Here is a 19,057-nt window from a genome sequence, read left to right on the forward strand (position 1 = left end):
GCAACAAATGCGTGAGGACCGTGCCGTATCGTCTACGGCGCACAGCATCAGAGGCGGCGTCAGCGGCGGCGCCAGCACACTGCTGGGCCTTTTGCTGCAGAGCACCCGGGCGGGGTCCGGCGTCGACGATTTCCTGGCCGATCTGGCCAGCCTGGCGGCGGCGGAACTCTCGCACCCGGGCACCGAGGTGTCCTGCGGGATTACCGTCCACCGGCGGAAACAGGCCTCCATCGATGCTGGCAGCACCGGCGAGGGGTCCGCCAGCACGCTTCGGGTCCCGCTTGTGCTCGACGGCGACAGCTCCGCCGTCGTCAACTTCCACTCGCCGCGGACCGAGGCATTCTCCAGCGAAGATGTCGAGCACGCACATCTGTTTGCCGTCCAAGCGTCCCGGGCCCTGCTGCTCGCCTTGCGGATCTCGCAGCTCAGCGACTCCCGTGATGACCTTGCCGCCGCCATGCAGTCGAGGACCATCATCGACATAGCGATCGGGGCGATCATGGCCCAGAACCGCTGCGGGCGCGAAGCCGCCTTCAAGATCCTTCGTAATACCTCCAACAATAGGAACATGAAGATCCGCGACGTCGCGGCCGCCGTCGTGGCCTCCATCGCCGGCGATACCGACATGACGGCACGGTTCGAGGAATGACGTCACCCGGAACCGGGGAGGACGCTGCGGCGGATCCCTTCGATCTCGAACGGTTCGTTACAGCCCAGGACGCGGGCGGCACGTACGGGCACGCCCTCGACGAACTCCGGGCGGGATCCAAGCGCAGCCACTGGATGTGGTTTGTGTTCCCGCAGATCGCCGGGCTCGGGCAGAGCCCGACGGCCCGGAAGTATGCCGTGACCTCGCTCGATGAAGCGAAGGCTTATCTGGGCCACCCCGTGTTGGGTCCGCGGCTGGCCGAATGCGCCGGTGCCGTGGCCGGTCTCGAAGGGCGCACCGCGAGGCAGATCTTCGGCGGCACCGACGAACGGAAGCTGCACTCCTCGATGACCCTCTTCCTGCGGGCGGACCCCGGGCAGGGCGTTTTCCAGGAGGTCCTGGCGAAGTACTTCGACGGTCTGCCCGACTCCGCCACCGACCGGCTCCTCGGCGGGGATTAGGGCGCCGCGTCCCGTGATCAGCATTGGCTCGATCGTCATCCGTGTCGATGATCTCCAGCGCCAGCTGGACTTCTGGACTGCCGCCCTGGACTACGTGCCGCGGCGGCCTCCCGAAGAGGACTTCGTCGTCCTTGAGCCGCGGAACGGGGGCGGCCCGAACGTCTCCCTGGACCGCGTCCCGTCGACGGTCCAGGTCCCGCCCCGAATCCACCTCGACCTCTATTCGGAACAGCAGGAGCGCGACGTCGACCGGCTCCTGCGGCTCGGCGCGAGCCGTGTGGAATGGAGCAAACGTCCGGCCGACGCGGACTACGTCATTCTGGCCGATCCCGAGGGCAACCGCTTCTGCGTGGTGGATACGGCCGGACGGTAGCACCGCCAGTGCCGGACCGCGTCACGACAGCGGAGGTAGCGCGCCGTAGGACTTCGGGATCGCGTAGGGGTTGACCGGCCGGTCCTCGTCCAGGGCGGACGGCTCCCTGGTGGCGTAGGTCCGCGCGGTCTTCAAGTCGCGCGAGCGGCGGTACAGTCCGGCCCCGAGCAATCCGAGTCCACCTGCCAGTAGCGCCAGCCCCAGGATAAACAGACCGGTCGCCCCCGCATCGGCACTGCCGGTGGCCACTTGGAAAAGCGGTGCCGGCAGGACAAAAATGGCCGCAGCCAAGGCAAGGCTGCCCGCCACGATTAGCCGTGATCCGTTGGACTTCATGGTTCCCCCTCCATTATGTGTCGCTGGTTTCAGTAAAGCCGGTCCGCGGCCGATCCGGAAGGGCATCCGAATTCCCCCGGCATTCCCCCGGTTCGTCAAGAAGTGTATCGACGCGAGGCGGGATGGGGAGGAGGATTAAAAGGCAGTCACGATGAGGAGGTCAGTGATGTGCTATCAGTACAACAGGGAGTTCCGGCGGGACATCAAGAAGGACGAAGCAAAGGAACCAGAAGAAACAACTGTGCGCCCGGAGCCCCGGGTGGAATCGCCTGGTTTCAAGTTCTGGGCTTTCCCCCGCCGCAGCAGGGAATTCACCGTCGAGGAGCCGGCCACGACTGACCGGACCCGCGAGAAGGTCTAACCGGAAACCAAGGAAGGCTCCTCCCCGAGGGGCCTTCCCCTCCGTCACGACCCGCCGGGCGGGCGTTCCGGGGAACGTGCGGGAGACTGGAAGTCCCCAATACGAAGGCAGGACCGCATTGATCAATCTCCAGCAGGACGCCGAAGGCTTCATCCGCATGAAGAGGCACTTCCCCGGCAGCACCGTCATTGCCGTCACTTTCAATGATGGCTCCACGGAGGAGTTCACCGGCCAGCGTCTCAACACCCTCTACGACGAGGCCCTAGCCGTGTACCGGGCAGAGAACCACCTGGACGCGAAGGGATACTCCCGGGCGCCGAAAAGGACCGTCCAGCCCGCCAACGCGATCGAGTTCGTGGCGGTGCACCCCGGGATGGCAAAGTAGCCCACCGATGACCCGTTGACACCGCGGAACGGGCGGACTATTCTACAACCAAATGGTTGTAGATCAGCTTCGAGACGCAGACCTTGACCGCCTGTTCCAGGCGTTCGCCGATGCCACCCGCCGGGACATCGTCACCCGCGTGACGGCCGGAGAATATTCGGTATCAGGGCTGGCGGAGCACTACGCCATGAGTTTCGCCGCCGTACAGAAGCACGTGGCGGTATTGGAGCGCGCCTCCCTCGTGACGAAGGAACGGCGCGGACGGGAGCAGATCGTGCGGGCCCACCACGATGGCCTACAACGCGCCCGACGGCTGCTCGATGAGTACGAAACGATCTGGCGGCAGCGGGCTGACCGGATCGCAGACATTCTCGCAGAGGGATAGTAAGGGAGTTCCGTCATGACCGTTATCAGTTCGCAGAAGAATGCCGAAGCCCTGAGCTTCACCGTCGTCGCCGAGTTCAATGCCGGCGTCGAGCGTGTCTGGCAGGTCTGGGAAGACCCGCGCAAGCTGGAACGCTGGTGGGGCCCGCCCACCTGGCCCGCGACCTTCGACAGCCACGACTTCGTGCCCGGCGGAAAGGCCAGCTATTACATGACCGGGCCCGAGGGCGAGAAGGGCCGGGGATGGTGGCGGTTCACCGCCATCGAGGCTCCGCACCGCCTGGAGTTCGACGACGGCTTCGCCGACGAGAACGGCGATCCGGACCTCTCGATGGGCACCAGCCACGCCGTCATGGAACTTGAGGCAATCGACAACCGCACGCGGATGACCATTGTGTCGACCTTTGACTCCGCGGAGGCGCTGGAGAAGGTTCTCGCCATGGGCATGGAAGAGGGCATGATGCAGGCCCTCGCCCAGATCGACGCCATCCTCGCCGAGACCAAAGTCAGCTGACCGGAGCCGGTCCGCGGCAAGTAATGAAACCCGCACGGGAACACCCCCGCAGCCGCCTGCCCGGCAGCTGCGGGGGTGTTTTTGTCGGGTGGAGCGGGCCGGCCGGACTTAGCCGCCGAGAATCTTCGCCTTCTGCACCCCGAACTCCTGTTCCGTGAGAATCCCCTGCTCCTTCAGCGCAGCGAGCTCTTTGAGCTGCTGGATCGCGTCGTTGGAGATTCCGCCGGCGGCAGGCGGAGGCGGTTGCTGCTGGTAAACAGGTTCCTGGTAGGCAGCCTGCTGCTGGCCCATCTGCGCGTCGTACGCCTCCTGCTGCTTCGCAGCGGTCGCGGCGTCCTTTTCCGCGAACTTCGAAGCCTGCCTGCGCTGGACGCGGCCGCTGACCGCCGATGCCGTCCCGGCGACTACCGCCGTCCGGGCAATACCCCCAAGAAGTCCCATAATTCTTCTCCTCTCACATCTCTTTGTCTGCGTTAGTTCTTATGCGCCCGCGACCGGCGGCGCGGCGTCGACGGACTCAAGGGCCTCGAGCGCTGCCATCACGTCCGGTGCGGGGATCCGCGTGCTCGCGACGAGCTCGCCGCCGCTGTCGCGCACCGCCGCTACGAAGGGTGCAGCCCAGATGTTCTCGTAGACAATCAGCGCGGCGAGGGACCCTGGCAGAATCGCGCTTGCTGCTTCGGCGATTTCCTCCTCGCCGAGCAGCCCGGACTGCGCGCCGTCGAAGTAGGAGAACGACTCCGCGGGGCCGCCAGGGTCGGTGAGTTCGAGCACCTCGACCGTGCCGTCATCGTTCTTCATGACGACGAGGAGATCGAAGAGCCGGATCACACCCTGCTCCACGAGCCTTACGAGCTCTTCACTCGCCCGTCCGGTCAGTCCTGCCATGGGGAACTCGAGGAGCACAAAGTCGACCGGCCCGTGGGCCTCAGTCTCCGGTGTGGTTGTCACTGGCTTTCCTCCGTTCTGATTGGAGCGCCCTGTCCGGCACGCTCGTCTAAGTGTGAACGTCGCCTGCCGGGGCGTCACCACCCGCATCGGGTGATCCCGGGGGCGAGCCGGCGGCCGGTCCAGCGGTGGACCGGACTCTGGTGGCTCGCATCCCTTTGAAGCTTCCCGGCTCCTACAGAATCACTACAGCGCGCGCGGCGGGGTGGCCGCATCATCCCTTTCGGGTGAGCCCGACCGAACGGGCTGCACACCCGCAGCGAGGCACAAGTGCGGTACGTTTCTCGGACACGACGACGGCCGGAGAGACGTGGGGGAACAATTGGGAACAACGGACTACAACTCGCAGAACCAGCGGGCCGGTCGTTCCGGCGGAGCTGCTAGGTGGTCGCCGGTGGTGACCACGCACCGGTCGGCGTACGCTCATCCGCTTGCCGTTCTTTGCTGGCTCGGGGTTGGTGCGTCCCTTGGCCCCTTGCTGTTGGTCGGGGAGACGAGGGACGGCGTCGAAGCCGCACCGTGGCACTTCCTGGCATCGTGGCTCATCTACTGCACGCTGTGGCGGCCGTGCATCCGCACCCTGACGGACGGTTATGAACTGGTCAATCCTCTGCGCAACCACCGGATCCCTTACCCGGCCGTCTACGACGTCCGGGTGCACTACCCCGTTGCGATCAGGGCAGAAGGCCGACGGTTCGGCAGCTGGACCACACCGACGAGAACGGGCCGCGACGCCGTCGTCACCGCCTGGCACGAGGGGCGTGCTGCGGCCCTGCCCGGCCCGGCAACGGGGGTGGTCTCCACCTGGGACCGCCCGGCTCTCATCACCGGTGCCGTCGCCGGCCTCTGGGCGGCCGGGACCATTCTGGTCTGAAGCGGGACCGCCCTTTCACCTCGTCATCTGCTGACCTGTCGGTGCGGGGAGGACGACGCATCTCTGCACCCTGCGATGGGCTGTAAGCTCATTCGAGGTTGAGCGCCCACCGTGGCTTCGGGATGACCCGTCTATTCTGACGAGTAGGTCCGTGGCGGGTTTTCTCCCTCAAAGTTGGAGGAAGTATGACAAGCACGGAACACCCATCCCCCAGCAGCCTCCGGGGTCCGAATGCCCCGGAATGGGCGCGGCTGGAGGACCTGTCCAGGACCCGACTGCTGGACACACCTTCCGAGGAGCGCTTCGACCGGATCACGCGTTTGGCGCAGAGCCTGTTCGGGGTCAGCGCAGCCAGTGTGTCGCTGATCGCCGAGAACCGCCAGTACCTGAAATCGTTCGTAGGTCCGCTGTCCCGCGAATCGGACCGGGGCGATGCGTTCTGCGCCGAGACGCTCAAGTCCTCCGAAACCTTGATCGTGGAGAACGCCCTCACCGACGATCGTTTCCGCCACAACCCGCTCGTGACGGGCGACCCCCACATTCAGTTCTATGCCGGCCACCCCCTCACCGGACCGGGCGGCACCCATGTCGGAACGTTCTGCATCATCGACCAGTCGCCCCGGTCCTTCGGTGCGGAACAGCGAAAGATCCTGGAGGATCTGACCCAGATCATCCAGCGTGAGATGAACCTGTCCTGGGACATCGACCAAGGAGCCCGCACCCAACGTGCGCTCCTGCCGGTCACTCCCCCGGCCCCTGCCGGCTACTCGCTGGGAGTCTGCTTCTATCCCGCCTTCGGGCTCAGCGGGGACTTCTACGACCTCGGCACCACAGGGGCCGGGCACTTCCGCATGACCGTCGGCGATGCCATGGGCAAGGGCGTCGGTCCCGGGCTCGTGGCGGGGGCGGCGCGTTCCGCCTTCGCCGACGCCGGCTGGGACGCGGACCCGTCCCGCCTCCTCCGGGACGCAGCGGACCGCCTGGACGGGACCCTGGCCCGCGCCGGGTCCTTCGCTTCGGTCTTCCACGCCGTGATCGACCCGGCAACCGGCACCGGCCTCTATGCTGACGCCGGACAGGGCTTGACCCACATCCTCCGGGCCGACAGCACCGTCGAGCGCCTGCCGCCCACAGGCCCGCCGTTGGGGCTGGTCCCCGGCGCGACCTGGACGCAGCGCCCCTTCGCGCTCTCCCCCGGAGACGCGGTCCTGATTCCGACCGACGGCCTCCTCGACCTCCACGGCGGCGACCTCGGCCTGCTCTCCACCGCCATGACCGATTGCCGGACGCAGGACAACGCGGACACGGCCGTCAAGAGATTGTGCGACCGGCGGGGAAAATCCGTGGTCCTCGACGACATCACGGCCGTCCTCTTCCAGCGCGGGCCGGGCCGAAGCTAAGCTCCGACGCCGCTCCGGGCCCGCTCCGGCACCGCTCCGGGGCGGGCCGGCGTTCCGCCGGAAATTTCACCCCAAAAAGCGTCGGTAGGATTCATGGGGACAAGCTGGGGAAGTCTAGGCATAGGGGAGTCAGTGGCGGCAACGGCAACACGGGAAGCCGTCGTGACGGGTGTGGACGAGCAACCATGGCTGCGGCAGCAGTTGCCGTTCACCTGGACGGGTGTGGACGAACTGTCGCCGCTGCGGAAACAGCTGCCGTTCGTGCTGTTCTTTATCGTCGCCGCGGCCATGAGCAGTTCGATCGCGACCCTGACGGTGAGCGACTGGACGGCACTGGCAGCCGGGGCCGTGCTGACGGCGGCAGCCACCGGTCTGGCCGCCCTGGCGACGAAACCGGAACTGGCCCGCTTCGCCATCATCGTGCCTTGCCTGGATTTCCTGGCGGCCGGAGCACTGCGGCACGGCACGGGGGAAAGCCACTCCATCTATGCCTCGATTGTCCTGCTGCCGGTCCTCTGGCTCGCCGCCATGCAGGGCCGCCGCCACGTGGCCTACGCGGCTGTGGGCGCAACGGTTGCCATCATGGTCCCGTTCGCGCTCGGGTCGAGCATCGACGCGAACCCCAACGAGCTCTTCCGCGGGCTGTACAGCACGATGATCTTCGTCCTAGGAGCCCTCGTGGTCAACGAACTGGCGCGGCGGGCACGACGCCGTCTCCACACAGCGCGCGAGCAGGCGGCTGCGGCCACTGCCGAACTCAGCCGGGCCGCCCAGATCCAGCGCTTCCTGCTGCCGAAGAACGCCGCTCCCCTCCCCGGCTACCAGACCGCCGGGGCCTGCATCCCCTCCACCGCCGTGGGAGGGGACTTCTTTGACTGGTACCTCATCGAAGAGGGGCTAGGGTTCACCCTCGGCGACGTCATGGGCAAGGGAGCCGGCGCCGGCATGATCGCCGCCACTACGCGGGCTGTCATCCGCAGCGCGCGAAACAGCGGCGACCCCGCGACCGCCCTGACCCTCACGCAGGACTGCCTCGCCACCGACCTCAGCCAGGCGGGCTCCTTCGCGACCCTCTTCCACGCCCGGCTCCGGGCCTCCGACGGGCGGATCCTGTTCGCGGACGCCGGCCACGGCCTGACCCTGGTGGTCCGGGCCGCGGGCACCTGGGAGAGGCTCGCCTCGGACAACTTCCCGGTCGGTCTGCTCCCCGACACCCGCTGGGAATCCCTGGAAACACGGCTGGGGCCCGGGGACATGATCGTCAGCTTCAGCGACGGCGTCCTGGACCTCTATGACGGAACACTCGCCGCGGTTGACGAGATCGGCAGACTCGCCGTCGGCGTGGGGTCCGCGGAAGAGCTCGTCGACGCCGTGCGCCGGCGGGCACAGGGCACCGCCAACCCCGATGACGTCACCATCCTGGCCGTCCGGCGGGATGACCTGAGCGGCCTGGGCCCTCACGCCGGAGAGACCCGATGAGGCCCTTCTGGGTCCGGCTCGTCGTCGTCCTGACGGTACTGACCGGGGTCAACTACATTGCCTGGCGCTGGCTGGCGTCGCTCAATTGGGACGCCTGGTGGATCGCCGTGCCGCTCGTCATCGCCGAGACTTACAGCCTGATCGACGTGATGCTCTTCGGGATGACGGTCTGGCGGCTCAAAACCCGCACACCGCCGTCGCCGGCGCCCGCGGACGCCACCGTTGACGTGTTCATTACGACGTACAACGAGCCGCTGGACCTGGTGATGACGACGGCGCTGGCCGCCCAGAAAATCCGGCATCCGCACAGCACCTGGATCCTGGACGACGGTGACCGGCCCAAACTCCGGGACCTGGCTGCCGCGCACGGGCTGGGATACGTCACGCGGAGCGCGGCGTGGAGCGGGATGCCCCGGCACGCCAAGGCCGGGAACCTGAACAACGCGCTGATGATGACCTCAGGCGAGTTCCTGCTCATCCTGGATGCGGACCAGATCCCCGAGCCGGACATTCTGGACAACACGCTGGGCTACTTCAACAACCGCAGGGTCGCCCTCGTCCAGACGCCCCAGTACTTCAGCAACGTCCCGGCCGACGACCCGCTGGGCAGCCAGGCGCCGTTGTTCTACGGCCCCATCCAGCAGGGCAAGGACGGCTGGAATGCCGCCTTCTTCTGCGGCTCCAACGCGGTCCTCCGGCGCGAGGCCCTGATGCAGCTGGGGCTGGTCGGCTACGTCAAGGAAACGGAAAAGAGCATCCGGCGCGCCCTCAGCGCCTCCCAGGCCGCGATCCGCAAGGCCCGCAAGGCGGCCTCCAGCGAATCGCCGCTGCTGCAGCAGACCCTCGACGAGGTCGAAGCGGCCACCCAGGAGGCCCGCCGCCGGCTCGACGCCGGGGAGTCGCTCAGCGAGATCACCTACCGGGCGCGGCGGCGGGTGGACCAGGCGGTCCAGTCGCTGGTGCTGGCCGATGTGTCCGCCCTGCAGGCCGACCTGGAGGAGATCGCCGCGATGTCCCCGGTGGAGGTCGGCGACGCGGGCGTGCCGGTGGTGACCGACGACGCGGTGCAGCGGATGGCGGCCCGTGACTGGTCCCCGCTCGGGGCGATCGAGTCCGTCCAGGCGGTGCTGGACGCGTTGTCGGTGGAACGGACCGACGAGGCCCAGCCGGTCATGCCGCTGGCCACCATCTCCGTGACAGAGGACATGGCCACGGCCATGCGGCTCCACGCCATGGGCTGGCAGAGCGTGTACCACCACGAGGTCCTGGCGTACGGGCTGGCACCGGAGGACATCGGCACCATGCTGACCCAGCGGCTCCGCTGGGCCCAGGGCACCATGCAGGTCTTCCTGCGGGAAAACCCGCTGGTCCAGCGCGGGCTCAAGTTCGGCCAGCGGCTGATGTACTTCGCGACCATGTGGACCTACCTCAGCGGCTTCGCCGCCGTCGTCTACTTCGCCGCACCGATCGTCTATCTGCTCTTCGGCATCCTGCCCGTGACCAGCCTCAGCACGGACTTCTTCGTCAGATTCATCCCGTTCATGGTGGTGAACCAGCTCCTGTTTGCCATTGCCGGGAAGGGCATCCCCACCTGGCGCGGGCAGCAGTACAGCCTCGCTTTGTTCCCGACCTGGATCAAGGCGTGCACGACGGCGGCCCGGAACGTCTGGCTGGGACGGCCCCTCGGCTTCGCCGTCACCCCCAAGGACCGGCAGTCCGGCGGGCCGCGGTGGAGCCTGATCCGCCCCCAGATCGCCGTGTCCGTCCTGCTGGTCGTTGCGGCGGTGGTCGGGATTGGCCGGCTCGTTGCCGGAATGTCCGAACCGGTCGGCACCCTCGTCAACGTACTCTGGGTGGTGTTTGACCTCGTCGTCATGAGCATCCTGGTCCGGGCCGTCCTGTACCGCGGGTACCCGGCCGGCGATTCCGACGATGAGACCGACAGCAGCACCGAGTCATCCAAAGAAAGGGCCATCCGTGGACCTGAGCTATGAAGTAAAAGACAGCTACGCCGAGATAACTGCCGCCGGCCGGCTCAACATGGTCTCTGCGCCGAAACTGCGGGAACTGGTGGCGGAAGTTGTCGCGGCGGGTACTTCCCGGATCGTGATCAACCTGCAGGAGACGGCCTTCATGGATTCCTCCGGCCTCGGAGCCCTCATCGGATGCCTCAAGGCCGCACGGCAGGCTGGCGGCGACCTCCGGATCGCGGCAGTCCAGCCCCAGGTCCAGATGGTCCTGGGCCTGACCAGCATGGACAAGGTCCTCACGTCTTACCCCTCCGCGGCCGAAGCTTTCGGCGATGACTGACGTCCTCGCCCGGCGGACGCTGCGCCAGGCGGCACTTCCGGAAGCCATCGAGGCCGTGCACACCGAGCTGGACGGGCTGTGGGAGGATGCTTCATTCGTCCCGGACATGGACCGGATGACCTTCGCCACGGCCGTCATCGAAGCTGCCAGCAACGTGGTGCAGCATGCGGTTCCCGAATCCACGGCCCCGGTGGAACTCGGGGTCGACATCAGCGTCACGCCCCTCAGGCTGGAGGCCCGGGTCAGCGCCTTCGGCGCAGCGCACCCCGACCCCATCGACACCGACCCTGCCATGCCCGACGGCGAGGCGGAATCCGGGCGCGGCCTCGCCCTGATCCGCGCCCTTGTCACCACCGTGACGTTCAAGCGCCAGGACGGGACGAACACCTGGATCCTGTCAAAATCCCCGCTGAATGACTGAGTGGAATCCTTGGGCAATCCTCGGGATGTCCTGCGTCTATTTGGTCACCTGAGCGGGCTGGCTGTAGCGGACACTGGAAGTTACGGCTTCCGGTGGGGGCCGGGTACCGTCACGACGCCCCGCCGCACCCGGCGCCCGGCCGAGGAGTTCCATTGAAGCCGATAAGAAGCCTGGCGTGCGTTCTCGCCCTCGTGGTCCTGAGCCTGACGCTGGCAGCGGTCCCCGCGCAGGCCGCGGCCGCGAACATCAGCCTCAGCCCGGTCCAGGGCCCGGCGGGAACCACGGTCACCGTCACGGGCACCGGGTTCCCGAAAAAGAGCTCCGGAACCCTTAGCGCCGGCACCAGCTCCGCCGCGTTCAAGGTGAGCGCCTCCGGATACTTCACGGCCGCCGTCGTCATCCCGCAGACGACCCAGCCGATCCTGGACGTCCAGGCCACCGCCGGGACCGTCAGCGCCTCGGCGGCCTTCACCGTCGTCGCCGCCCCTGCACCGCCGCCGCCTCCGGCCATCAGCAGCTCGCCGCTGCGCTTCGGTATCGGCACCCCGGGCGGACCGCTGGCCGCGGCGGAACTGGACCAGGCCGCGTCCCTCGCCGGCGAGGTGCCGTCCGTCATTCTGTCCTACAAGGACTTCAACCAGGCCCCGCCCGTTCCGGAGCTCGACGCCGCCCGCAGCCGCGGCGCCACGACCCTGCTGACGTGGGAGCCCTGGGCCTGGGGCGGCGGAACCGAGCAGCCCGCCTATGCCCTTGACCGCATCACCGCCGGAGACTTCGACCCCTACCTGCGGCAGTGGGGCGCGGCCCTGGCGTCTTGGGGGCACCCGGTGATGCTGCGCTTCGGCCATGAGATGAACGGCAACTGGTACCCGTGGGCCGAGGGCATCAACGGCAACGGACCCGGTGACTACGCCGCGGCCTGGCGGCACGTGCACGACGTCGTCGCCGGCACGGGCGCCACCAACATCACCTGGGTCTGGAACCCTAACGTCCCCTACTGGGGGTCAACACCGCTCGACGGCCTGTATCCCGGCACCGGGTACGTGGATGCGGTGGCGCTCGACGGGTACAACTGGGGCACGTCTGCGGCCTGGAGCAGCTGGATCGCCCCGGCGGAGCTCTTCGGCCCGGGGCTCGCCGAGCTAAGGCGGCTCGCCCCCGGCAAGCAGGTGCTCATCGCGGAAACGTCGTCCGCGGAACAAGGCGGATCCAAAGCGGACTGGAACACGGCGCTGATCAGCTACCTCGCGGCGCAGGCCGACGTCACGGCCGTGGTCTGGTTCCACTTCAACAAGGAAACCGACTGGCGCATCAACAGCAGCACTTCCTCCGCCACGGCGCTGGCGGCTGCCCTGGCCGCGCGCCCCCAGTAGCCGGAGGCCGCCGGATGCGGCCGGGTGCCGTGTCCGGACGCTGCCGCGCCATAGGATCCCTGTATGACATCCAATAGAGGGCTCGCAATCTTCAGGTTCTGGTTTGCCCTTCTGGGATTCCTGGCCGTGGTATTCCAGCTGACCCACCTGCTCGCGAATGTACCCGGAGCCACTGCCGGGAATTACTTCAGCTACTTCACCATCGAATCAAACATCATCGCGTTCGTGACTCTGGCAGTCGGCGGCCTCTACGCATGGAAAGGCGAAAGCCCGCGCTGGCTGGAGCTCCTGCGCGGGGCCGCAACCATCTACATGACCATCACCGGGATCGTCTACAACCTCCTGCTGAGCAACATCGACGTCAATACCCCGATCCCGTGGATCAACGTCGTCCTGCACTTCACGATCCCCACGATCATGGTCATCGACTGGCTGGTTGACCTGCCCAAAAGCCGGATTCCGGTCCGCACCTCGCTGATCTGGCTCGCGTTCCCCCTCCTGTACCTGGTCTACAGCCTGGTCCGCGGTCCCATCGCCAGCTGGTATCCGTACCCGTTCCTCGACCCCGGATCAGCGGTTACGGAACCGTGGCCGTCATGTCGCTCGCGATCGCTGCCGGGGCCTTCGTTTTCGCCCTCATTGCGGCGCTCTCCACGCGGCTGCAGATCGCGCCGACGTCCGACCGCCCCGCCGGCGGGGCCGCGGCGGCAGCCCTGGAGCCTGAAGGCAGCACGCTCGGCTGAGCCCGGCTGTGAGCGGGCAAAACGAACACACTGGCCGCTGACGCTCGTCGCGGCGGGACGCGTTTTCCCCAGGACAAAAAAGGGCAAAGAAAAAGCCTCCGGAACCTGTTGGTTCCGGAGGCTTTTCCAAGGGTGGCAGATGAGGGATTCGAACCCCCGTAGGCGTTGCCAGCTGATTTACAGTCAGCCCCCTTTGGCCGCTCGGGTAATCTGCCGAACTTCAAAAGAAGATCACTCGCGGCCTCCATCGTCAGAACGCCTGTTTCCAGTCCGTTCCGCTTCCAGTAACCGCGGGCAAGACAACTTTACAGAACTTCTGCCGAAGAATCGAATCGGCGCTTTGAGGCCCGAAAAAGCCCGGAAAATCAGGCATCTCCGAGGATGCGGCCGGCGAGTTTGGACTCAAGCCTCGCTGCCTGCTCCTCCGTGATCTGGTTCAGCTGGACGGCACGGGCCAGATCAGCATGGACGCCGTCCAGCCGGGACGGGGCATCCGCGGCCGGGCTGAAGATGATCGAGGCAGCCAATGTCGCGGCCGCCACCGAGGTCGCGGCGGTGGCGATACCGCCGGCGGCGGCTGCCGTGGAGCGGACGACGTACCGGACGGCTTTGTTCTGCATGAGCTGTACCTTTCGAGCGACTCTTCCAACTCCTGCAACTCTCCCACCCGAAACTTCGTTCCCGCCCTGACTCAGCTTTGAGCGGACTGTGAAGGGGACTGTGAAGACGACAAGCACCGCCGGACTTCACATCAGGGGCATCCGTACTAGGCTGGATTGCAGATACAACGGCCCCTCACCGGGCACCCCACAACCCCAGGAGGACAGTCATGGCAGGCGAATCCACATTCGACGTCGTCAGCAAGGTCGACAAGCAGGAAGTCGCCAACGCGCTGCACCAGGCGCAGAAGGAACTGGTCCAGCGCTACGACTTCAAGGGAGTCGGCGCCGAGGTCGATTTCAGCGACGAGAAGATCCTCATGAAGGCCAACTCCGAAGAGCGTGTCCTCGCGGTCCTGGACGTGCTGCAGTCCAAGCTCATCCGCCGCGGCATTTCGCTGAAGTCCCTTGAAACGGGCGAGCCCTACCCGTCCGGCAAGGAGTTCCGGCTTGAGGCCACCATCAAGGAGGGCATCGCCCAGGACCTCGCGAAGAAGATCAACAAGCTCATCCGCGACGAGGCCCCCAAGTCGGTCAAGTCGCAGATCCAGGGCGACGAGCTCCGCGTGACCTCCAAGTCCCGTGACGACCTGCAGGAGACCATGAACCTGCTGAAGGGCTTCGACGAGGCCGACCTGCAGTTCGTGAACTTCCGCAGCTAGGGTCTCACCGCGGCGCAGGTTTCCTGACGCTGCGCTATTTTCCTGACGCTGCGGTATTTTCCTGACGCTGCGCAGGTTTCCTGACGTTGCGCTGAAGGGCTGGCGCGCCGGTATACCGGTGTCGACAGCCCTTCAGCGCGTCACGGGGCCACTTGCGCGTCGGCACCCTCAGATCCAGGGCATCCACTGCGATCGGTCCGCGCTCCGGGGGCACATTGGCGCGGATAGGCCGTCAGCTGAGGCGCCGCCGTCGAAATCCGGGCTCAAAGTGCCCCCGGACGGATGCGCCCCGGCCCAACCCGCCGGCTAGCCGAGCGGCCGGCCCGCCATCCGCTCCAGCCGGCCGATCCGCTCGCCCATCGGCGGGTGCGTGGAGAACATCTTCGCGACGCCGCCCGCGCGGAACGGATTCGCGATCATCAGGTGCGAGGCGTTGACCAGCCGCTGGTCCTGTGGCAGCGGGGCGAGCTGCACGCCCTGCTCAATCTTGCGCAGGGCCGAGGCGAGCGCCAGCGGGTCCCCCGTGAGCTTGGAACCGTCCTCGTCGGCGTCGAACTCCCTGGTCCGGGAGATGGCCATCTGGATCAGCGAGGCGGCAAACGGGGCCAGCAGCGCCATCGCGATCGCGGCGATGGGATTGGCGTTGCGCCGGTCCCCGCCGCCGCCGAAAATCAGGAACATCTGCGCCACCGACGTGATCACACCGGCGACGGCGGCGGCCACCGAGGCGGTCAGGATGTCCCGGTTGTAGACGTGCATCAGCTCGTGGCCCAGCACGCCGCGCAGTTCCCGGGCGTCGAGCATCCGGAGAATGCCCTCGGTGCAGCACACCGCGGCGTTTTGCGGGTTCCGTCCGGTGGCGAACGCGTTCGGGGCCATCGTCGGCGAGAGGTAGATCCGCGGCATCGGCTGCTGCGCCTGGGCGGAGAGCTCCCGGACAATCTGGTAGAGCTGGGGCGCCTGGGCCTCCGTCACGGGATAGGCCTGCATGGCCCGGATTGCGAGTTTGTCACTGTTCCAGTAGCCGTAGGCCGTCGTGGCGACGCCCACCAGCGCCATGATCCAGATCGGCGCTGCGCTGCGCATGCTGGAGGCCATCAGCGCGCCAAGCCCCAGCAGCACCGCCCACAGCACACCGAAAAGGGCCGCGGTCTTCAGTCCGTTGTGATGCTGATGCACGATTCCTCCCGAAGTCGTCCCAATATCGACCCGCACAAGAAAAACGTCCCGCTAGGGCACCGGGTTCCGCGCGTCATACTTCAGGAAGCCACACTGCCAGTGCGCCACGGCCCAGGCCACCGCGATGCACAACAGGCCGCCCAAAAGCAGGACCCAGCCTTCACTCAAAATTTTAGTCCCACCGCCCGCCAGCATGTCCCCCACCCGGGGTCCGCCGGCCACCACCACAATGAAGACGCCCTGCAGCCGGCCGCGCAGGTGGTCCGGCGTGGAGGCCTGCAGGATGGTCGTGCGGAAGACGGCGCTGACGGAGTCGGCGATGCCGGCCAGCCCGCAGCACAGGGCCGCGGGCAGCAGCCACCACGTCACGCCACCGGCGCCGGAGTCCCCGGCAAGGACGACGACGAGGCCGAAGCCTGCAATTGAGGCGCCCCAGCCCATCACGGACCAGACGACGGCGGCCCCCTGCCGCCGCACCGCCCCGAGCGGGCCGGAGAAGAGGCCGGCCAGGAACGCGCCGACCGCGGTGGAGGCCAGCAGGATCCCCACCGTGGCTTCGCCGCCGCCGATCATCACGGCGCCGATCGCGGGCAGCAGCGCCCGGGGCTGCGCGAAGATCATGGCGACGAGGTCGATGATGAAGGTCATCCGCAGGTTGGGGCGGGTGCCCAGGAAACGGAAGCCCTCGACGACGGAGCGCAGCCCCGCGGGCCGCGCATGCTCCCCCGGCGGCATTGCCGGCAGCTTGAACAGTGCCCACAAGGCGAAGGCGAAGGTGGCGACGTCGATCGTGTAGGTCCAGGCGAATCCCACGGTGGCTACCAGCAGCCCGGCCAGCAGCGGCCCGGCGGTCAGCGTGAGGCCAAAACTGATCATGCTCAGCGCATTGGCGGCCGGCAGGAGCTCCTTGCGCACCAGCAGCGGGATAATGGCGCTGCGGGCCGGCTGGTTGATGGCCTGCGCGCCGCTCTGCACCGCCACCAGGGCGTACAGCACCCAGATGTTCCCCAGCTGCAGCCAGGCCTGCAAGGCCAGGCAGGCGGTGGTCAGCCACAGTACCGAGGAGGCCAGCAGCGCCACCTTGCGGCGGTCGTGGGCGTCCGCGATCGATCCGCCCAGCAGCCCGCCGAAAACCAGCGGGACGAGGGCAAAAATGCTCAGCAGTCCCACGTAGAGGCTGTCCTGGGTGAGCCGGTAGACCTCCAGGCTCACGGCCACGAGGGTCAGCTGGCTTCCCAGGGCGGCGACGGTGGATCCCAGCCACAGGCGGCGGAACGCCGGACTCTCGCGCAAGGGCGTGATGTCCGCCAGATATTTCCCCACCCGGATACTCTAATGGCGCCGGAGCGGCAGGCCGGCGCACCCGGTGCCCGACGCGCAGTCTGGCCGCCGCCGCCCCTGGAGCCGCCGGCGTCAGCGGCGTCATAGGCGCCCCCGGCGCCGCCGGCGACGCCAAAGCCGGATAGGCGACATAGGCGCGCCTTATTATGATCGACTCATAATAGGTGCTTGAATGGGGGCATGACGGATTCGGCGGGCACCCACGAGGCATGGGCTGCCGCCCTGCGCGCCCACGGCCGCCGGGTGACCAAACAGCGGCTCGCCGTGCTCACCGCCGTCGAACACCACCCGCACTCCCCGGCCGAGCACATCCTCGCCGCCGCCCGCCAGGATCTCCCCGAGCTGACCGCGCAGTCCGTCTACGTGGTCCTGGGCGATTTGACCGACCTGCAGATGCTGCGCCGCTTCGAGCCCCCGCACTCCCCCGCCCTGTACGAAACGCGGGTGGGCGACAACCACCACCACGCCGTCTGCATCAGCTGCGGCCGGGTGGAGGACGTCGAATGCGCCGTCGGGCATGCGCCGTGCCTGACGCCGAGCTGGGACGAGAACGCCAAGCCGATGACCATCCAGATCGCGGACGTGCTGTACCAGGGCATCTGCCAGGACTGCCAGCGCACCCAACAACTTCCCTCCGAACGTAAATAAGTACAACCAAGAAATAGGAGAACGATGACTCAGAACATCTCTGCGCCCGCCGTGTCCACAACACAGACCGGTGCCCCGGTCACATCCGATGCCCACTCGAAATCCGTCGGTGCTGACGGCGCGATCATCCTCACCGATCACTACCTGATCGAGAAGCTCGCGCAGTTCAACCGCGAGCGTGTGCCGGAGCGCGTCGTGCACGCCAAGGGCGGCGGCGCGTTCGGTACCTTCACGACCACCGAGGACGTCTCGAAGTACACCAAGGCCGCGCTGTTCCAGCCGGGCACCGAGACCGAGATGCTCATCCGCTTCTCCTCCGTCGCCGGCGAGGCAGGCTCCCCCGACACCTGGCGCGACCCCCGCGGTTTCGCCGTGAAGTTCTACACCACCGAGGGCAACTACGACCTCGTCGGCAACAACACCCCGGTGTTCTTCATCCGCGACGGCATCAAGTTCCCGGACTTCATCCACTCGCAGAAGCGCCTCCCGGGCACCCACCTGCGCGACGCCGACATGCAGTGGGACTTCTGGACCCTCTCCCCCGAGTCCGCGCACCAGGTCACCTGGCTGATGGGCGACCGCGGCCTCCCGGCCTCCTGGCGTGAAATGCAGGGCTACGGCTCGCACACCTACCAGTGGATCAACGCCGAAGGCCAGCGCTTCTGGGTCAAGTACCACTTCCGCTCCAACCAGGGCGTCAACTCCATGACCGGAGACGCGGCCGAGGCCCTGGCCGGCGCCGACGGCGACTTCTACATCCGCGACCTGCAGGAGAACATTGCCGCCGGCAACTTCCCCTCCTGGGACCTGCACGTCCAGGTCATGCCGTACGAGGATGCCAAGACCTACCGCTTCAACCCGTTCGACCTCACCAAGGTGTGGCCGCACGCGGACTACCCGCTGATCAAGGTCGGCACCATGGAGCTGAACCGGAACCCGGAGAACTACTTCGCGCAGATCGAGCAGGCCGCCTTCGCGCCGTCGAACTTCGTGCCGGGCATCGCCGCATCGCCGGACAAGATGCTGCAGGCCCGCATCTTCTCCTACGCCGACGCGCACCGCTACCGCGTGGGCACCAACCACGCCCAGCTGCCGGTCAACCTGCCCAAGAACCAGGTCAACAACTACAGCCAGGACGGCCAGGGCCGCTACCTCTTCAACGCCCCGTCCGTTCCGGTCTACGCACCGAACTCCCTCGGCGGCCCGGCTGCCGTGGAGCCGCTGAACCCGGCCGGCGGCTGGGAGAACGACGGCGAGCTCACGCACTCCGCGCACTCCCTGCACGCCGAAGACGGCGACTTCGGCCAGGCCGGCACGCTGTACCGCGAAGTGTTCGACGACGGCGCCAAGGCCCGCCTGCTGGACACCGTCACCGGTGCCGTCAGCGGCGTCAAGAACGCCGAGATCAAGGAACGCGCCATCCAGTACTGGACCAACGTCGACGCCGAGTTCGGCGCCAAGCTGCGCGCCAACCTGGGTGCCGGCCAGGTCGAATCCGACGCCGAGGCCGCCAACAAGGTCTGATCGTCCCGCTCCAGGCATTAAGAAAGCACCCCG

The 19,057-nt window shown here is 67.2% G+C and carries 24 protein-coding genes, 1 tRNA gene and 1 pseudogene; 19 read left to right on the top strand and 7 right to left on the bottom strand.

All coding sequences use genetic code 11. The features are described 5' to 3' along the window. The first annotated feature begins 7 nt into the window (after positions 1 to 7). The 3 genes from J2W14_RS07705 to J2W14_RS07715 are packed head-to-tail and all read left to right on the top strand — an operon-like array spanning position 8 to position 1,483. Positions 8 to 649 carry a GAF and ANTAR domain-containing protein gene (locus J2W14_RS07705; protein ID WP_307460758.1) on the top strand — a complete coding sequence of 214 codons (642 nt, stop codon included), beginning with the start codon at positions 8 to 10 and terminating at the stop codon, positions 647 to 649. Continuing rightward, the gene (locus J2W14_RS07710; RefSeq protein ID WP_307460762.1) at positions 646 to 1,110 is read left to right on the top strand and encodes a DUF1810 domain-containing protein; all 465 of its coding nucleotides are present in this window, start codon (positions 646 to 648) and stop codon (positions 1,108 to 1,110) included. Before J2W14_RS07705 ends, J2W14_RS07710 begins: the two co-directional genes overlap by 4 nt. A 13-nt stretch (positions 1,111 to 1,123) precedes the next feature. Next, positions 1,124 to 1,483, top strand: a complete 360-nt coding sequence (locus tag J2W14_RS07715) for a VOC family protein (RefSeq protein WP_307460763.1) — start codon at positions 1,124 to 1,126, stop codon at positions 1,481 to 1,483. A gap of 21 nt (positions 1,484 to 1,504) precedes the next feature. Here the strand turns inward: J2W14_RS07715 and J2W14_RS07720 are convergent, their stop codons facing one another. Then, positions 1,505 to 1,819, bottom strand: coding sequence for a hypothetical protein (locus J2W14_RS07720; protein ID WP_307460764.1), 315 nt, complete (start codon positions 1,817 to 1,819; stop codon positions 1,505 to 1,507). Positions 1,820 to 1,970: 151 nt separating this feature from the next. On the opposite strand from J2W14_RS07720, the gene J2W14_RS07725 reads away from it, so the two are divergent. The 4 genes from J2W14_RS07725 (at position 1,971) to J2W14_RS07740 (ending at position 3,463) form a co-directional block, all read left to right on the top strand. Then, on the top strand, positions 1,971 to 2,180 hold the full coding sequence (locus J2W14_RS07725) for a hypothetical protein (protein WP_307460765.1): 210 nt from the start codon (positions 1,971 to 1,973) through the stop codon (positions 2,178 to 2,180). A 118-nt stretch (positions 2,181 to 2,298) separates the two neighbouring features. Beyond that, complete coding sequence (locus J2W14_RS07730; protein ID WP_307460768.1) at positions 2,299 to 2,565, top strand: hypothetical protein; 267 nt, start codon at positions 2,299 to 2,301, stop codon at positions 2,563 to 2,565. A gap of 52 nt (positions 2,566 to 2,617) precedes the next feature. Beyond that, positions 2,618 to 2,950 carry an ArsR/SmtB family transcription factor gene (locus J2W14_RS07735; protein WP_307460769.1) on the top strand — a complete coding sequence of 111 codons (333 nt, stop codon included), beginning with the start codon at positions 2,618 to 2,620 and terminating at the stop codon, positions 2,948 to 2,950. Positions 2,951 to 2,965: 15 nt separating this feature from the next. Continuing rightward, the gene (locus tag J2W14_RS07740; protein WP_307460770.1) at positions 2,966 to 3,463 is read left to right on the top strand and encodes an SRPBCC family protein; all 498 of its coding nucleotides are present in this window, start codon (positions 2,966 to 2,968) and stop codon (positions 3,461 to 3,463) included. Between the two features lie 108 nt (positions 3,464 to 3,571). Here the strand turns inward: J2W14_RS07740 and J2W14_RS07745 are convergent, their stop codons facing one another. Further along, a complete protein-coding gene (locus J2W14_RS07745) occupies positions 3,572 to 3,904 on the bottom strand; it encodes an SHOCT domain-containing protein (RefSeq protein WP_307460772.1) in 333 nt (110 codons plus the stop codon). A gap of 39 nt (positions 3,905 to 3,943) precedes the next feature. Next, positions 3,944 to 4,414, bottom strand: coding sequence for a DUF6325 family protein (locus J2W14_RS07750; RefSeq protein WP_307460773.1), 471 nt, complete (start codon positions 4,412 to 4,414; stop codon positions 3,944 to 3,946). A gap of 472 nt (positions 4,415 to 4,886) precedes the next feature. On the opposite strand from J2W14_RS07750, the gene J2W14_RS07755 reads away from it, so the two are divergent. The 9 genes and pseudogenes from J2W14_RS07755 to J2W14_RS07795 all read left to right on the top strand — a co-directional run bounded on the left by J2W14_RS07755 (position 4,887) and on the right by J2W14_RS07795 (position 13,011). Beyond that, a complete protein-coding gene (locus tag J2W14_RS07755; RefSeq protein WP_307460775.1) occupies positions 4,887 to 5,285 on the top strand; it encodes a hypothetical protein in 399 nt (132 codons plus the stop codon). A 185-nt stretch (positions 5,286 to 5,470) separates the two neighbouring features. Next, a complete protein-coding gene (locus tag J2W14_RS07760) occupies positions 5,471 to 6,685 on the top strand; it encodes a PP2C family protein-serine/threonine phosphatase (RefSeq protein WP_307460776.1) in 1,215 nt (404 codons plus the stop codon). 132 nt (positions 6,686 to 6,817) lie between these two features. Then, complete coding sequence (locus J2W14_RS07765; protein ID WP_307460779.1) at positions 6,818 to 8,164, top strand: PP2C family protein-serine/threonine phosphatase; 1,347 nt, start codon at positions 6,818 to 6,820, stop codon at positions 8,162 to 8,164. Next, entirely contained in the window at positions 8,161 to 10,158 is a 1,998-nt protein-coding gene (locus tag J2W14_RS07770) for a glycosyltransferase family 2 protein (protein WP_307460782.1), read from the top strand. The genes J2W14_RS07765 and J2W14_RS07770 overlap by 4 nt, the downstream gene beginning before the upstream one ends. After that, complete coding sequence (locus tag J2W14_RS07775) at positions 10,142 to 10,474, top strand: STAS domain-containing protein (RefSeq protein WP_307460785.1); 333 nt, start codon at positions 10,142 to 10,144, stop codon at positions 10,472 to 10,474. Before J2W14_RS07770 ends, J2W14_RS07775 begins: the two co-directional genes overlap by 17 nt. Continuing rightward, positions 10,467 to 10,895 (top strand): ATP-binding protein, encoded by a 429-nt coding sequence (locus tag J2W14_RS07780; RefSeq protein ID WP_307460788.1) that lies wholly within the window; start codon positions 10,467 to 10,469, stop codon positions 10,893 to 10,895. Before J2W14_RS07775 ends, J2W14_RS07780 begins: the two co-directional genes overlap by 8 nt. Before the next feature lie 152 nt (positions 10,896 to 11,047). After that, positions 11,048 to 12,268 (top strand): glycoside hydrolase family 26 protein, encoded by a 1,221-nt coding sequence (locus J2W14_RS07785; RefSeq protein WP_307460790.1) that lies wholly within the window; start codon positions 11,048 to 11,050, stop codon positions 12,266 to 12,268. A gap of 63 nt (positions 12,269 to 12,331) precedes the next feature. Further along, a pseudogene (locus tag J2W14_RS07790) lies at positions 12,332 to 12,781 on the top strand (Pr6Pr family membrane protein); the annotation flags it as partial. Positions 12,782 to 12,864: 83 nt separating this feature from the next. Beyond that, positions 12,865 to 13,011 carry a hypothetical protein gene (locus tag J2W14_RS07795; protein WP_307460792.1) on the top strand — a complete coding sequence of 49 codons (147 nt, stop codon included), beginning with the start codon at positions 12,865 to 12,867 and terminating at the stop codon, positions 13,009 to 13,011. A gap of 133 nt (positions 13,012 to 13,144) precedes the next feature. Here the strand turns inward: J2W14_RS07795 and J2W14_RS07800 are convergent. Together J2W14_RS07800 and J2W14_RS07805 are read right to left on the bottom strand one after the other, a co-directional pair. Continuing rightward, a tRNA-Tyr gene (locus J2W14_RS07800) sits at positions 13,145 to 13,226 on the bottom strand. Between the two features lie 150 nt (positions 13,227 to 13,376). Then, positions 13,377 to 13,631 (bottom strand): hypothetical protein, encoded by a 255-nt coding sequence (locus J2W14_RS07805; RefSeq protein ID WP_307460795.1) that lies wholly within the window; start codon positions 13,629 to 13,631, stop codon positions 13,377 to 13,379. 209 nt (positions 13,632 to 13,840) lie between these two features. On the opposite strand from J2W14_RS07805, the gene J2W14_RS07810 reads away from it, so the two are divergent. Continuing rightward, on the top strand, positions 13,841 to 14,332 hold the full coding sequence (locus J2W14_RS07810) for a YajQ family cyclic di-GMP-binding protein (protein ID WP_226758422.1): 492 nt from the start codon (positions 13,841 to 13,843) through the stop codon (positions 14,330 to 14,332). A 306-nt stretch (positions 14,333 to 14,638) separates the two neighbouring features. Here J2W14_RS07810 and htpX read toward each other — a convergent pair whose 3' ends face one another. Together htpX and J2W14_RS07820 are read right to left on the bottom strand one after the other, a co-directional pair. Continuing rightward, positions 14,639 to 15,511, bottom strand: coding sequence for a zinc metalloprotease HtpX (gene htpX, locus J2W14_RS07815; protein ID WP_307460797.1), 873 nt, complete (start codon positions 15,509 to 15,511; stop codon positions 14,639 to 14,641). A gap of 51 nt (positions 15,512 to 15,562) precedes the next feature. Next, on the bottom strand, positions 15,563 to 16,834 hold the full coding sequence (locus J2W14_RS07820; RefSeq protein ID WP_307460800.1) for an MFS transporter: 1,272 nt from the start codon (positions 16,832 to 16,834) through the stop codon (positions 15,563 to 15,565). Positions 16,835 to 17,032: 198 nt separating this feature from the next. On the opposite strand from J2W14_RS07820, the gene J2W14_RS07825 reads away from it, so the two are divergent. Both J2W14_RS07825 and J2W14_RS07830 read left to right on the top strand, forming a co-directional pair. After that, on the top strand, positions 17,033 to 17,500 hold the full coding sequence (locus tag J2W14_RS07825) for a Fur family transcriptional regulator (protein WP_307460803.1): 468 nt from the start codon (positions 17,033 to 17,035) through the stop codon (positions 17,498 to 17,500). Positions 17,501 to 17,524: 24 nt separating this feature from the next. Beyond that, entirely contained in the window at positions 17,525 to 19,024 is a 1,500-nt protein-coding gene (locus J2W14_RS07830) for a catalase (RefSeq protein WP_307460805.1), read from the top strand. Positions 19,025 to 19,057: the final 33 nt, after the last annotated feature.

It is taken from the genome of Pseudarthrobacter oxydans (assembly GCF_030812335.1).
Taxonomy (GTDB): Bacteria; Actinomycetota; Actinomycetes; order Actinomycetales; family Micrococcaceae; genus Arthrobacter; species Arthrobacter oxydans_B.